This is a genomic window from Deinococcus actinosclerus (assembly GCF_001507665.1).
Taxonomy (GTDB): domain Bacteria; phylum Deinococcota; class Deinococci; order Deinococcales; family Deinococcaceae; genus Deinococcus; species Deinococcus actinosclerus.
Map to the genome: position 1 here is coordinate 993,050 of NZ_CP013910.1, position 13,995 is coordinate 1,007,044.

Annotated in this window: 12 protein-coding genes and 1 pseudogene; 8 read left to right on the forward strand and 5 right to left on the reverse strand. The window is 72.9% G+C overall.

Going from position 1 to position 13,995, the window contains the following annotated elements; all coding sequences use genetic code 11:
- Nucleotides 1-7: 7 nt before the first annotated feature.
- The 3 genes from hrpB to AUC44_RS04815 all read left to right on the forward strand — a co-directional run bounded on the left by hrpB (nt 8) and on the right by AUC44_RS04815 (nt 3,777).
- Nucleotides 8-2,500 carry an ATP-dependent helicase HrpB gene (gene hrpB, locus AUC44_RS04805; protein ID WP_062157628.1) on the forward strand — a complete coding sequence of 831 codons (2,493 nt, stop codon included), beginning with the start codon at nt 8-10 and terminating at the stop codon, nt 2,498-2,500.
- Between the two features lie 70 nt (nt 2,501-2,570).
- Nucleotides 2,571-3,215 (forward strand): class I SAM-dependent methyltransferase, encoded by a 645-nt coding sequence (locus AUC44_RS04810; protein WP_062157629.1) that lies wholly within the window; start codon nt 2,571-2,573, stop codon nt 3,213-3,215.
- Nucleotides 3,216-3,288: 73 nt separating this feature from the next.
- Complete coding sequence (locus AUC44_RS04815) at nt 3,289-3,777, forward strand: hypothetical protein (protein ID WP_062157630.1); 489 nt, start codon at nt 3,289-3,291, stop codon at nt 3,775-3,777.
- Between the two features lie 3 nt (nt 3,778-3,780).
- On the opposite strand, the gene AUC44_RS04820 is transcribed toward AUC44_RS04815, so the two are convergent.
- Nucleotides 3,781-4,554 carry a methyltransferase domain-containing protein gene (locus AUC44_RS04820; RefSeq protein ID WP_062157631.1) on the reverse strand — a complete coding sequence of 258 codons (774 nt, stop codon included), beginning with the start codon at nt 4,552-4,554 and terminating at the stop codon, nt 3,781-3,783.
- A gap of 383 nt (nt 4,555-4,937) precedes the next feature.
- Nucleotides 4,938-5,569: pseudogene (locus tag AUC44_RS04825) on the reverse strand (Rad52/Rad22 family DNA repair protein).
- A 205-nt stretch (nt 5,570-5,774) separates the two neighbouring features.
- Here AUC44_RS04825 and hisB point away from each other — a divergent pair.
- Both hisB and hisH read left to right on the forward strand, forming a co-directional pair.
- The gene (gene hisB, locus AUC44_RS04830; RefSeq protein WP_062157632.1) at nt 5,775-6,362 is read left to right on the forward strand and encodes an imidazoleglycerol-phosphate dehydratase HisB; all 588 of its coding nucleotides are present in this window, start codon (nt 5,775-5,777) and stop codon (nt 6,360-6,362) included.
- Nucleotides 6,359-7,003 carry an imidazole glycerol phosphate synthase subunit HisH gene (gene hisH / locus AUC44_RS04835; protein WP_062157633.1) on the forward strand — a complete coding sequence of 215 codons (645 nt, stop codon included), beginning with the start codon at nt 6,359-6,361 and terminating at the stop codon, nt 7,001-7,003. Before hisB ends, hisH begins: the two co-directional genes overlap by 4 nt.
- A 354-nt stretch (nt 7,004-7,357) precedes the next feature.
- Here hisH and AUC44_RS04840 read toward each other — a convergent pair whose 3' ends face one another.
- Both AUC44_RS04840 and mnmC2 read right to left on the reverse strand, forming a co-directional pair.
- The gene (locus AUC44_RS04840) at nt 7,358-8,326 is read right to left on the reverse strand and encodes an NAD(P)/FAD-dependent oxidoreductase (protein ID WP_062157634.1); all 969 of its coding nucleotides are present in this window, start codon (nt 8,324-8,326) and stop codon (nt 7,358-7,360) included.
- Entirely contained in the window at nt 8,326-9,021 is a 696-nt protein-coding gene (mnmC2, locus tag AUC44_RS04845) for a tRNA (5-methylaminomethyl-2-thiouridine)(34)-methyltransferase MnmC2 (RefSeq protein WP_062157635.1), read from the reverse strand. Before mnmC2 ends, AUC44_RS04840 begins: the two co-directional genes overlap by 1 nt.
- A gap of 155 nt (nt 9,022-9,176) precedes the next feature.
- On the opposite strand from mnmC2, the gene AUC44_RS04850 reads away from it, so the two are divergent.
- Nucleotides 9,177-11,189, forward strand: coding sequence for an elongation factor G (locus tag AUC44_RS04850; protein ID WP_062157636.1), 2,013 nt, complete (start codon nt 9,177-9,179; stop codon nt 11,187-11,189).
- Nucleotide 11,190: 1 nt separating this feature from the next.
- On the opposite strand, the gene AUC44_RS04855 is transcribed toward AUC44_RS04850, so the two are convergent.
- Entirely contained in the window at nt 11,191-11,859 is a 669-nt protein-coding gene (locus tag AUC44_RS04855) for a hypothetical protein (RefSeq protein ID WP_062157637.1), read from the reverse strand.
- Nucleotides 11,860-11,930: 71 nt separating this feature from the next.
- Between AUC44_RS04855 and AUC44_RS04860 the strand changes: the two genes are divergently transcribed.
- Both AUC44_RS04860 and AUC44_RS04865 read left to right on the forward strand, forming a co-directional pair.
- Nucleotides 11,931-12,950: a threonine aldolase family protein gene (locus tag AUC44_RS04860; protein ID WP_062157638.1), complete on the forward strand. Its 1,020-nt coding sequence runs from the start codon at nt 11,931-11,933 to the stop codon at nt 12,948-12,950.
- A gap of 78 nt (nt 12,951-13,028) precedes the next feature.
- A complete protein-coding gene (locus AUC44_RS04865; protein ID WP_062157639.1) occupies nt 13,029-13,991 on the forward strand; it encodes a CPBP family intramembrane glutamic endopeptidase in 963 nt (320 codons plus the stop codon).
- Nucleotides 13,992-13,995 lie beyond the last annotated feature (4 nt).

Consider the following 13,995-nt stretch of genomic DNA (forward strand, 5'->3'; position numbering starts at 1 on the left):
GCGTACCATGCGGGGCGTGAAGTTGCCGATCGAGGAGGTCACGGGGGAGGTGCGCGCGGCGCTCGCGGCGCATCCCCTGGTGGTCGTGCAGGCCCCGCCGGGCGCGGGCAAGAGTACGGGGTTGCCGCTGGCGCTGCTGGACGAGCCGTGGCTGGCCGGGCAGGGCGTCGTGATGCTCCAGCCCCGGCGGGTCGCGGCCCGCGCGGTCGCGTCCAGGCTGGCGGAAGGTCTGGGAGAGGAGGTTGGCGGCACGGTCGGGTACCGCGTGCGCTTCGACTCGCGCGTGTCGGCCGCCACACGGCTGGAGGTCGTCACCGAGGGCATCCTGACCCGCCGCCTGCAACGCGACCCGGAACTGTCCGGCGTGGGGCTGGTGATCCTGGACGAGTTCCACGAGCGCAGTCTGAACGCCGATCTGGCGCTGGCGCTGCTGCGCGAGGTGCAGGGGGCGCTGCGGGACGACCTGCGGGTGCTGGTCATGAGCGCCACGCTGGACCCGGCGCTGCCCGGGCGGCTGGGCGCGCCCCTGGTCGAGAGCGCGGGCCGCGCGTACCCGGTGGACGTCCGGTACCTGCCGACCGACCCGGTGGGCCGCGTGGAGGAGCTGGTGGCGCGGCAGGTGCGCGCCGCGCTGGACGCCGAACCGGGGGACGTGCTGGCGTTCCTGCCCGGCGTGCGCGAGATCCGCGCCGCCGCCGCGCTGCTCTCCGGCGTGGACGCCGTGGTGCTGCCCCTGTACGGCGACCTGCCGGTGCGCGAGCAGGCCCGCGCGCTGCGCCCCGACCCGGACGGGCGGCGCAAGGTGGTCCTGGCGACCAGCATCGCGGAGACGTCCCTGACCATCGACGGCGTGCGCGTCGTGGTGGACGGCGGCCTGAGCCGCACGCAGGCGTTCGACCCGGCGACCGGCCTGACCCGCATGGTCACCGGCCGCGTCACGCGCGACGCCGCCACGCAGCGCGCGGGCCGCGCGGGCCGCACCGCGCCGGGCGTCGCGTACCGCCTCTGGAGCGAACGGACCCAGCCGCTGCTACCCGCCGCCCGCGCGCCGGAGGTGCTGGACTCGGACCTCGCGCCGCTGACGCTGGAACTCGCGCAGTGGGGCGTGACCGACCCCGCGACCCTCCACTGGCTGGACGTCCCGCCGGAACGCCGCGTGCAGACCGCGCGGGACGTGCTGCAAGGGCTGGGCGCCCTGGACGACGCGGGCCGGGTGACGCCGGAGGGCGCGCGCCTGCTGGACTTCCCCACGCACCCGCGCGTGTCGCACCTGCTGACCACGCCGGGCGACCCCGCGCTGGCGGCGGACGTGGCGGCGCTGCTGGAGGAACGCGACCCGCTCCCCAACGGCTCCGGCGCGGACCTCACCGACCGGGCGCGTGCCCTGCGCGCCTGGAGGCGAAAAGATCACAGCGGGGGAGACGTCGCCGTGCTGGAGCGGGTGGAGCGGCTCTCGCGCCAGTGGCGCACCCTCCTGAAGGTCCGCCCCGACGACCGCGACCCAGACCCGTTCGCGGTGGGGGCGCTGGTGGCCCGCGCGTACCCGGAACGCGCCGCGCTGGCCCGCGAGGAGACCAGCGGCCTGCGCCGGGGGCGCTTCCTGCTCGCGGGCGGTCAGGGCGCCGCGCTGCCCGAGGGGGACGCCCTGGCCGGAGCGCGCGCGCTGGCCGTCGCGCACCTCGACGCCGCGCAGGCCGAGGGCCGCATCTTCCTGGCCGCCCCGCTCGACCCGGCCGCGCTGGACGCCGGGGCCGCGTGGGTGGATGCCGTGCGCTGGGACGCCCGCACCGGCACCCTCGTCGCGCAGCGGGAACGGCGCTTCGGCGCGCTGGTGCTCGAAACGCGGCCCCTGCGGGACCTGCCGGCCGCCGCCCGCGTGGACGCCCTGGCCGCCGCGATCCGCGACGAGGGCCTGCACCTTCTGACCTTCAGCCCGGACGCGCAGGCGCTGCGCGACCGCGTGGAGTCCGTGCGCGCGTGGCGATCACCGTCAGCGGGCAGCACGGAAGACTGGCCGGACCTGAGCGACGCCGCGCTGCTCGGCACGCTGGAGCACTGGCTCGGCCCGCACCTGGACGGCGTGCGCAGCCGTGACGACCTCGCGCGCGTGAACCTCCTCCCGGCCCTCCAGGCCCGGCTGCCCTGGCCGCTCCCTGCCCGGCTGGACGAGCTGGCCCCCACGCACCTGACCGTGCCCACCGGCAGCCGCGTCCGCCTGACCTACCGCCCCGGCGAGGCACCCATCCTGGCCGTGAAGCTCCAGGAACTGTTCGGACTGGCCGACACGCCCAGCGTGAACGAGGGCCGCACGCCCGTCCTGCTGCACCTGCTCTCGCCCGCCGGGCGACCCGTGCAGGTCACGCAGGACCTGAGGTCGTTCTGGAACTCCTCGTACTTCGAGGTGCGCAAGGACCTGCGCGGCCGCTACCCCAAACACCCCTGGCCCGACGATCCCTGGACCCACGCCCCCATGAAGGGCACGAAGAAACGCGGCGTGTGATCCGGAGTCCGTCTGGGTCATGGGCAACCCGGGCGCGCGCCAGGGCGTCCACTCCGCCGGAGGTCGCGTGATGGGCGCGCGCCGGGACGCCCTGATCGCCGCGCTGTACGGCCCGGTCGGCTGGCCCCGCGCCCGGCGGGTCGTGGAGCGGCTGCGGGTGCACCTGCCGCCCGGCGGGTCGCTGCTGGACCTGGGAGCGGGCACCGGGCACACCGGGGTCCTCCTGGCCCGTCAGGGCTGGGCGGTGACGCTGGCGGACGCGCCGCCCCACCCGGGCGCGTGGGGGCAGCGGCTGATCGCGCAGCCGGCGGCCCGGCACCTCGCGCGGCAGGCCGGGCTGAGGCGGGTGCTCACGCCGGGGCCGCTGCCGTTCCCGGACGCCCACTTCGACACGGTGCTGCTGGCGTTCGTGCTGCACCACTGCCCCGACCCGCCCGGCGTCCTGCGCGAGGCGGCCCGCGTGGCCCGGCGGCGCGTCCTCGTGCTCGAGGACGTGACCGGGGACGGCCAGCGGCCCGGCCGTCTGGCGCGCGTCCTGGACGCCCTGGTGAACCTGGAAGCCGGGCATCCCCACGCGCAGCGCAGCGACGCGGACTGGCTGCGGCTCTTCGGGGCGCTGCACCTGACCGTCCACGCCCGGGAACGCTGGACCTCGCGGGAAATCGGTGTGCCCACCGGCCACGTCCTGTACGATCTGCGGCCAGCCGGCCCGTGATGGGGGTGCCCTGCCCCCGACGCCTGCTCACCTGAGGCGACTCCCGGGGCGGCGCGCTGCCATGCTGCCTGTCATGCGCCGCGCCGTTCCCGCCTGTGCCCTGAGCCTGCTCGCCCTGACCGGAGCGTCCCAGGCCGCCGACTACTCGAAGGCGGTCTGGAGCGTCGCCTCGGGGCAGTCGGGGCAGACCCCCCTGATGGACACGAACGTGATGGGCGAGATGGTCATGCGCGCCTGGGTCACGCCGCGCGGCGTGCCGGTGCAGGGGCTGATGTTCATCTACATGCCGAAGCTCAGCACCAACCACTGGGCGGTCATGCTGGTCGAACCGCAGGGGCAGCCCGGTGAGTTCTTCGGCGCGCGCAGCCTGAAATTCGTGCGGGCCGCGAAAAAGGACGGTCAGACGGCCAACCTGTACACGCTCGGGGACGGCATGTTCAAAGGCCTGTACCTGATGGACGGCAAGGTGAAGGACAAGCGCGGCCAGATGATGCACTTCCTGATGCTGCTCACGCCGCAGATGGCGCAGCAGGAACCCGATCCCGCCGACTTCCTCAAGTGACGCTCAGGCGGGCCGGCGTGCGGTGAACAGCGTGCGGGTGAAGGCGTAGTACACGCGCCCACCGGGGTAGGCGGCGTGGAGGCGTTCGCGGTAGGCGGCCAGGAACCGCCTCTGCCCGTCGTCGGTCAGGCGGCTGAGGTACGGCACGAGGGCGGTGCCTTTCGTCCAGTCGATCAGGCCGTCCGCGCCGCTCAGTACGACCGGGTAGACCTTGCTCAGGGCGGTGATGTCCGTGCCGCCCAGTTCGTCGAGCAGTTCGGCGTAGCGGGCGGGCGGCAGGACGGGGGACGCGCCGTGCGCGGTGCCGAAACGGGCGTACCCGCCCAGTTCGTCCTGGAAGTCCAGGGCGGTGTCGGTCAGGAGGCGGTGGCTGGGGTGGTCGTGGTTGGCGGGGACCTGCGCGGCCAGGACCCCACCGGGATTCAGGTGCGCCCACAGGTGCGCGAGCAGCGCGGGGTGATCCGGCACCCACTGCAGTGAGGCGTTCGCGTGGATCATGTCGTGCGTGCCGTCCAGGCGGCCCAGGTCGCCCTGCTGAAAGCGGAGGTTGGGGGCCTGCTGCGCCTGCGCCCGCTCCAGCATCTCGGCGCTCTGGTCGAGGCCGGTGACCTGCGCCTGCGGGAAGCGCCGCGCGAGTGTGAGGGTGTGTTCGCCCGTGCCGCAGCCCAGGTCGATGACGCTGGCGTAGGCCTGATCGGGAATCAGGGCGTGCAGGTCGCGGACGGGGGCGCTGCGGGCCTCGCGGAAGAGGTGGTACTGGTCGGGGTTCCACGTCATGGGCTCAGCGTAGACAGAGCAGACGGCCCGCTGTGCGTACCAGAGTGGTAACACTGTGTGCCGGAGCAGTGACGCAGCGAAACCCCGCCCGGCGGCAGGTGCGCGGGCAGGGAGCGATGTTCGGCGGGTGTCGTTACAGCAGGCGGGCGAGCGTGCCGCCCAGCAGCATCAGCAGCAGTACGCTGAGGATCGCGGTGAGCAGACGACCGGGTTGCGCGTGGGTGGGCTCGTCCCGATCGCGGCGGATCATAAAACCTCCGGTGGGACGGTGTGCACACGCCGTTCCACCCGAGCGGACGCGAGTGGGAGCAGGGCGGATGCCGGACGTGCAGTGGGCAGATCGGTGTGGTCCCGATCTGTCCACGAAGCAGACGGCATTCGTGTCACGCGGCCCGTCCAGGGTGCTGCGGGGTGGGGTGCTGGGGCGTGGGCTGCGGCGGGGCGGGGTGCAGGCTGCCCAGCGCGGCCTTCAGGTGCTTGTACACCTCGCGCTGAAGGTCCAGATCCTCGGGCAGTTCGTAGCGCAGCTGCTCCATGGCCTGCATCAGGTGCGCGCCGCCGGGCGTGCGTTCGTGGTCGGGGCGGGCCCAGTCGGGCAGTTCGGGCGTCTGGATGGGCTTGCGGCCCGCGTCGTCCCAGTCGGCCCAGGTCCTGGGCAGGTCGTACAGGTACCGGCCGATGCCGAAATGCACCGCACAGCGTTTCAGGGCGTCCGAGGAGGCGGCCTTCAGGGTGCCCAGGTCGCCCTCGGGGCCTCGCCGATGTCCTCGCGGGTGACGCCCAGGACGGTCAGGCGGCCCTTCACGGTGGGCTGGCGGGTGCCGGGGACAACCTCGATCTCGAAGCTCCACCCATCCGGGCAGATGGCGTCCAGGCGGTCCTGCACCGCGCGGGCGTCGATGTGCGCGAGCATCAGCGCGCGGCTGCGGTCCCGGCTGAAGGCGGCTGGTTTCCACGCCACCATGTGAGCGGGAAACGGGGCCTGAAGTCGTTTCTGAACATCGCTCAGTTTCATGCGTTTAGTTTATAACAGAATGGAATTACGGTCAAGACAGAATGACTCGCTGGTCGGAGAGAGGGGCGAACCAGCAGAAAGGCTAACCCAGCGCGACCTGGAACCCTGATGCTGGCGCTCACCTCCTCCCGCCGCCAGCGCGCCGCAGCCCTCTCATCGACAAGGGCACACACGCACCCCCCCCTCGTCCCCTAGCATGCTGGGCATGAGCCGCACGGCCACCGTCACCCGAACCACCAGCGAAACGGACATCACCGTCCAGCTCGACCTCGATACCACCAGCTACGAGCACCCACAGACCGGTCACGGCTTCCTGGACCACATGCTCGACGCCCTGGCCCGCCACGCCCGCATCGGCCTGACCGTCCGCGCGACCGGCGACCTGCACATCGAACCGCACCACCTCATCGAGGACACCGGCATCACCCTCGGACAGGCCCTCACGCAGGCCCTCGGGGACCGCAAGGGCATCGAACGGTACGGCAGCGCCTTCGTCCCCATGGACGAGACCCTCGCGCACGTCGTGCTGGACCTGTCGGGCCGCGCGCACCTCGCCTTCGAACCCGAGACGCTGAACGTCTGGGGCGACGCGGGCGGCATGACCCACTACCACCTGCGCGAATTCCTGCGCGGCCTGTGCAACCACGCGGGCATCACCCTGCACGTCCGCCTCCTCGCGGGCCGCGAGGCGCACCACGTCATCGAGGCCATCGTGAAAGCCGTCGCGCGCGCCCTGCGGGACGCCGTGCAGGTCACCTCCCAGACCATGCCCAGCACCAAGGGCAGCCTGTGACCGCCCCCGCCACCGACCGCCCCGAGGTCCTGCTGCTCGACTACGGCGCCGGCAACGTCCGCAGCGCCGCCAAGGCCCTCGAACGCGCGGGCATGACCGTGCGCGTCAGCAGCGACCCCGCCGACGTGCCCGGCGCCCGCGCCCTCGTGGTGCCCGGCCAGGGGCACTTCCGGCAGGTCATGGACGCCTTCGACCACAGCGGCTTCCGCCAGCCCGTCCTCGACGCTGCGCGGGGTGGCACGCCCATCCTGGGCATCTGCGTCGGCATGCAGATGCTTCTCGACGGCAGCGAGGAAGCGCCCGGCGTGCAGGGCCTCGGCCTGATCCCCGGCACCGTCCTGCGCTTTCCGCAGGACACCCAGCGCAAGGTGCCGCAGATGGGCTGGAACAGCCTCGACAAGGTCGGCGACAGCCCCCTCCTCAACGACCTCGCGTGCCCCGCGTACGCCTACTTCGTGCACTCCTACTACGTGCCCCTGACCGTCGATGTGGACGCGGGCGCCATCACCGAGTACGGCGTACCCTTCTGGGCCGCGTTCAGCCACGGCACCCTCCACGCCACGCAGTTCCACCCGGAAAAGAGCGGCGCGGTGGGTCTCGCCATCCTCGAACGCTTCCGCCGCAACGTCCTGGAGAACTGACGGCAGCATTCAGAGGTCTTGAAGGGGTTTCCCAAGACCTCTGAATCGAGCGGAGCGAGTATCTGAGAAGGACAGCGGTTGAAAGTGGAGCCCTGGGGCGTGCTCCTGGCCCCAGGGTGGAACTGGAACCCGCTGTGAGCGGGAACTGCAAGCCCACTGAGGGAAACTGCTCAACCCATCCGCCGGCTTCCCTCGGGCCCTGAGCGTCATATGGGATCAAATGGATTCCCAACCAGACAGCGCCACCCGGTGGTCCCCTCACCCTTCCGTCGCTTCGCTTCTCCCTCCCTCTCCCACAGGGAGAGGGCAAAACGGAACGCGATCACGTGGGAGGCGAGTCATTTGAATCTCGTATCAGCCGGACTGAGCCGCGCTCATCAGGTCGCTGGCCAGCTCAGCCGCGAGCAGGGGCCCGAGCAGGAAGCCCTTGCTGCTCAGGCCGGTCAGCCGCCACGGGCCGCCCTCCTGCGGTCCGGCGTTCAGGCCGGAGAGGCGCGTGCCGGTCCAGTGTCCGGTGACGCGCGCGCCGCGCAGGTCGGTCAGGGCGGCGCCCTTGCCGAGCAGCCAGCCCAGGGACGCCAGGGGCAACCCGTCCGGCGTCCAGGTGGCGGAGGGGGTCTCGAAGGTCGCGCCGAGCACCCCGCCGCGCGCGTCCGGGGCGAGGTACGCGCCGAAGCTGAGGGGGACGCGCGTCACGGCCCGGTCCAGGGTCAGGAGGGTGCCGCGCCGGTGCGTGGCGACCTCGCCGCGCCAGGTGACGCCGACCGAGCCGCCGCAAAACACCACGGCGTCCCCGCTCAGGGTGTCCCCGCCTGCCAGGGTGACGGTGCGGGCCGTCCAGTCCTGCGCGCGTCCGGTGACGACCGGCGCGCCGGACGCCTGCACGAGCGCGCGGGTGAAGGCGGGGCCGTCCACCCACCCGCCGTCCGGGAGGTGCAGGACGTGCCCCCAGCCGGGCGCCGGGGGTTCCGGCGCGTCTGCCGGGCTCAGCCACGCGTGGGGCAGCGCGGCGGGCAGGTTCCGTTCGAAGCGGGCGCGGGCGCGGTCGTCCGGGATGGGCCGCAGCACGCCCGACTGCGCGTGTGGGACCGCGTGCCCCGCCGCCTCGAGGTCGCTCAGGAGCGTCCACGTGAAGCGCATGCCGTCCAGCGCGCGGGCGTCCACGCCGCCCGACTGGCCGCGCACCGGGTTGATCAGGGCGCTGGGCACGTCGCTCGCGCGGTGCGCGCCTGCGTCCACGACCGTCACCTGCGCGCCCGCGCGGGCCAGGAAGTACGCGACCGACGCCCCCGCGATGCCCGCCCCGATCACGATGACGTGCATCAGCCCTCCCGCACGGCGCGCAGGCACTCGCGTTTACCGGGCGCGCCGGGGCGGCGGTCCACGCGCAGCCCGGCGGCCTCCAGCGAGCGGCGCACGTGCCCGGCAGCGCTGTACGTGCCCAGCACGCCGCCCGGCGCGAGGGTGTGGGCTAGTCGCGCCGTGAATGCCGGCGTCCACACGTCCGGATTGCGGCCCGGCGAGAAACCGTCCAGGTACAGCGCCGTCGCCCAGCCCGCGGGCAGATCGGCGGTCAGGACGTCCGCGAACGTGACGCGCAGGGTCGCGCCGCCCGCCGTGACCTCGATCTCACCGCTGCCGCCGCCCGATTCGGGCCACGCGTCCAGCAGTGCCCGCCACGCGGGGTGAGCCTCAGCCTCCCCGCCGCGCGCTACGTCCCGCAGCAGTTCACGGGGCGCCGGGTCGAACTCGAACGCGTGGTACGCCAGCGGGACGCCGCGCGCCGCGCAGCGGGCCAGGGTCGCGCGGGCGTTCACGCCCACCCCGAAGCCCACCTCCAGCACGCGCGGGGCGGGGTGCTCGTGCGTGCCGGTGCCCTCCACGAACACATGCCGCGCCTGCGACGCCGCGCCGTGCCGCGACCCGTACGCCTCGCCGAACCGGGCGTTCAGGGCGGTGCGCGACCCGTCCGGCGTGACCAGCACGTCACCCTGCGCCTCAGCGGAACCCTCACTCATGGGGCGCAGGATACCCGGCGGCGCGGTAGGGGAGGCCGGGGGTGGCCCGCTGACCGGGTGTACACTGGCCGCACCACAATCCCTGTTGCCCGCGTGCGTTCGCCGGTCGCTGCTGCCCGTCCCGGGGGTCTCCGGGAAAGGAATGGTGATCTTTCGTGCCTCACCGCATCGTGAGTCTGGCCGCGCACAGCGGCACCGGAAAGACGACGCTGGCCGAGGCCCTGCTGCACCGCAGCGGGGTCATTTCGCGTATGGGTCGCGTGGAGGACGGCACGACCCGCAGCGACCACACGGACGCGGAGAAGGCGCACGGCTTCTCGATCCAGACCGGGGTGCTGCGCCTGACCCACGAGGGCACGGACGTGACGGTGCTGGACACGCCGGGCTTCGCGGATTTCGTGCGGGAGATCCGCGGCGGCATCCGCGCGGCGGACAGTGTGCTCGTGCTCGTCAGCGCGGTGGGCGGCGTGGAGGTCGGCACCGAGCGCGCCTGGGCGACCGCCGACCGTTTCGGCATGCCGCGCGTGGTGGTCGTCAACCGCATGGACCGGGACCGGGCGGACTTCTTCACGGTCCTTGCGGACGTGCGGGCCAGCCTGAAGGGGCCGGTCGCGGCGGCGTTGCTGCCGGTGGGGGAGGGGCCGGACTTCCGGGGCGTGGTGAACGTCCTGACCGGCGAGGTGAGCCCCCCGCAGGAGCTGCCCCCCACCCTGACCGGCGCGCTGCGCGAGGCGCGGGACGCACTGCTCGACGCCATCGTGGAGACGGACGACGACCTGATGGGCCGCTACCTGGAGGGCGAACCCATCGGGGACGACGAGCTGGAGGCGGCGTACCTGCGGGCGGTGCACGCGGGCACCCTCTACCCGGTGCTGCCCGTCAGTGCCATGACCGGGGTGGGGCTGGACGCGCTGCTGCACCTGATGGTCACGGGGCTACGCAGCGCCCGCGAGCGCGGCCCGCTGACCGGCGTGGACGGCCAGACCCGCGAGCCTGCGCCGGACGCCCCCCTGAGCGCGCGGGTATGGCGGGTGTCCATCGACCCGTTCGTGGGCAAGGTCGCGTACATCCGCGTCTGGAGCGGCACGCTACGCCCCGGCGACACCCTGCGTAACACCTCGCAGGACCTGGACGTGCGCCCCATGCACCTGTACGTCCCGAACGGCAAGGACCTCACCGAGGTGCCCGAACTGCCCGCCGGGAGCATCGGCGTGCTGACCAAACTGCCGGACCTGCACGCCGGGGACACCCTGGCCGACCCCGATCAGCCCATCACGTACGACCCGCTGTGGCTGCCCGAACCGGTCCACACCGTCGCCATTCACCCCGCCACCCGCCAGGACGAGGACAAACTCGGCGCGGCCCTCGCGAAACTGCGCGAGGAGGACCCCACCCTCCACTACGCGCGCGAACCGCAGACCGGCGAGCAACTCCTGTCCGGCATGGGCGACATGCACCTGGGCATCGCCGTCGAGAAGCTGGCCGCGCAGGGCGTCACCGTGACCACCACCCCACCCCGCATCCCCTACCGCGAAACCATCCACGCGCCCGCCGAGGCGCAGGGTAAACACCGGAAACAGAGCGGCGGACACGGACAATATGGCGACTGCAAGATCCGCATCGAACCCGGCGAAGGCTTCGCCTTCCGCTCCGCCGTGGTGGGCGGCGCGATTCCCGGCAAATACATCCCCAGCATCGAGAAGGGCGTGCAGGACGCCATGCAGCGCGGCGCACTCGCCGGGTACCCCATGCAGGACGTCCAGGTCACCGTCCTGGACGGCAGTTACCACGACGTGGACAGCAGCGACATCGCCTTCCGCACCGCCGGGAGCCTCGCCCTGAAAAACGCCGTGGCGAACGCCCGCCCGGGCCTCCTCGAACCCGTCGTGCAACTGCGCGTCCGCGCCCCCGCCTCCTTCACCGGGGACCTCATCAGCGACCTGCAGACCCGCCGCGCCCGCGTGCAGGGCATGGACCCCGAAGGGACCGTCATCGTCGTCACCGCCCTCGTCCCGCAGGCTGAGCTCCAGACCTACAGCGCCGACCTGCGCTCCCTGACCGGCGACCGCGGCGCGTTCAGCCTCAAACCCCACGGGTACCAGCCCGTCCCGGAACCCCTCGCGAAGAAGATCATCGAGGCGCGGCAGGGCGAACTGGCTGGAGCGTAGGTCAGGGTCCCGGGTGAGGGAAGGTCTCCCGGATCACGCGGCCGTGCCGGAAGGTGGTGATCTGATCGCCGTACGGGACTCCGCCGATGACCGTCCAGGTGGTCGCGCGCAGCAGGGTTTCCACGTCGGTCAGGGGTTCGTCGGGCGGGCCGCGCAGCCACAGGAGGTCCGTGGCGCTCAGGCCGACGCTGGAGGCGCGGATGCGTTTGCTGAGGCTCAGGACGCTGTCGGGTGGAGGCGTGAAGCTCAGCGTGCGGTTCAGGTGCGTCTCGTCCAGGAAAGCGATCCGGAAGACCGTGCAGGACGGCACCTCCAGGCCCTGCCACCAGCGGGGGAGGGGACCGTTCCCGCTGCTGCTCGACACGGGTTCCGCCGGGTCCTGCGGTTCGAGGGTGAGAATGATGGCCTGCGGCGTCGCCTGCTCGCGGACGTGTCCGTTCACGCCGATCTCGACCATGCGTGGGCCGGTCTGCTCGACCTGCGTGACCCGGACCGGGGTGATCAGTGGAATGAGGTACTCGGTGGTGCTGCCCCCCCGGACGCAGCGCAGCGGGCCGCCGCCGTACACCCAGGCGTCCCGTCCGGCCAGCCGCGCCAGTGCCGACGGGAGGGTATCAGCCGGGGCGCGGCAGGCGACCAGCAGCGGCAGGAGGAGCAGCCAGGGGCGCATCGTCCAGGCATACCACCTCCTGTCCTGGGGCGCGTCCCACTTTGGGTGCGGCGGGGCGTAGCATCCGGGGCATGACTGAACCCGCCCGCCTGATTGCCGATCTGCGTTCCGATACCGTCACGACGCCCACGCCCGCCATGCGCGAGGCGATGGCGCAGGCGCCGGTGGGGGACGACGTGTACGGCGAGGACCCGACCGTGAACGAGTTGCAGGCGGAGGTAGCGCGCCTGACCGGGCACGAGGCGGGGCTGTTCATGCCGTCGGGGACGATGACGAATCAGGTGGCGATCGCGCTGCACACCCGGCGGGGCGAGGAGGTCATCTGTGCGGAGGGGTCGCACATCTACGAGTGGGAGCTGGGCATGATGGCGACCTTCAGTGGCGTGGTGCCGCGTTTCGTGCCCGCGCCGCTGGGCGTGCCCGCCCCGGAGGACGTGCGCGCCGCGATCCGCCGCAGCATTCATCAGTCGCCGAGCGGGCTGATCAGCCTGGAGAACACGCACAACAAGGCGGGTGGCACCGTGATCCCGCTGGACGTCCTGGCGGGCATCCGCGCGGTGGCGACCGAGGAGGGGCTGCCGCTGCATCTCGACGGCGCGCGGGTGGTGAACGCAGCGGTGGCGTTGGGGGTGCCGCTGCGGGACGTGACGGGCCTATTCGACACGGTCAGCGTGTGCCTCAGCAAGGGCCTGGGGGCGCCGGTGGGCAGCGTGCTCGTCGGGAGTGCCGCCCAGATGCGGCAGGCGCACCGCTACCGCAAGATGATGGGCGGCGGCATGCGGCAGGCGGGCGTGCTGGCCGCCGCCGCGCTCGTGGCCCTGCGCGAGGGCCCCGCGCGGCTGGCCGAGGATCACCGCCGCACCCGTGAACTGGCCGGGGCGCTGGTGAACGCGGGCTTCGACGTGAACCTGAACGCCGTGCAGACGAACATCATCTACGCCGCCGTGCCGGACGCCGCCGCGCACGCCGCCCGCTGGAGCGAGCAGGGGGTCCTGTGCAACGCGCTGGGCCCGGACAGCGTCCGCTTCGTGCTGCACCATCAGGTGGACGACGAGGCCCTGGCGGGCGCGATCCGCGTCCTGACCGCCTGACGCGCCGCGCCGGGGGCAGCTCGCGCCTCAACTTTCCGTTGACGCGCCGGTTGCCCCGCGCGCGGTAGGCTCGGGGGCATGACTGTGCCCGAGCCCCCGCCGATCAGTGTGCCGCCCGCTCCCCCTGCTGCGCCCGACGGGGTGCGGGCGGTCAGCGGGAACCGGGCGGCGCTGGCGCTGCTGGTGGTGCAGAACGTGGCCTCGGCGCTGCTGGTCGCGGCGGGGCTGCCGCTGGGCACCGCGCTGCTGGGTACCTTCGCCGTGGTGGTGCTCGTCGGGCTGACCCTCTTCCGGGGTACGGTGGGCGCCCTGTTCCGCGATTCGCGCTGGCGCACGCCGCCGTCCTGGGGGGTGGCGCTCGCGGCGTTCGCGCTGGCGTTCCTGGCGTCGCGGGCGTTCGTGCTGGCATTCGTGACGCTCGTGCCGTCGTCCGCGAACGCGGTGCCGCAGTTCCTGAGCCAGGGGTCGGACGTGTGGGTGCTGCTGCTGGCGGCGGGCATCCTGATCCCCGTGGCCGAGGAGGTGGCCTTCCGGGGCCTGCTCATGCGCGGGCACGAGCGGGCGGCAGGCTTCACGGTCGCGGCGCTGACGAGCACGCTGGTGTTCTCGCTGGCGCACGGCGTGCCCGCCAGCATCGTGGGCATCCTGCCGCTGGCGTACGTGCTGGCGCGGGTGGTGCAGCATACCGGCAGCCTGTGGAACAGCGTGATCGTGCACGCGCTGAACAACACCATCGCGGTGGCGCTGGGCAGCCTGCTGGCGGGCCGTCTGCCCCAGGACACCGGGCAGGCGACGGAACTCCTGAAGAACGAGGCGCTGCGCCTGCCGCTGGCCGGGGGCGCGGCGCTGTTCGGGACGGTGGTGTTCGTCGTGCTGCACCTGTGGCTCACGCCGAAGGCCGATCCGCAGGTGCGCAGTGCGCCCGGTCCCTGGCTGAGCGGCGCGTTCGTGGTGATGCTGCTGTTCGGGCTGGGTGCCGCGGCCCTGACCGTGCCGGGCGTGACGCAGTGGATCACGGACCTGCGCGGGGCGCTGCGGTGACCGA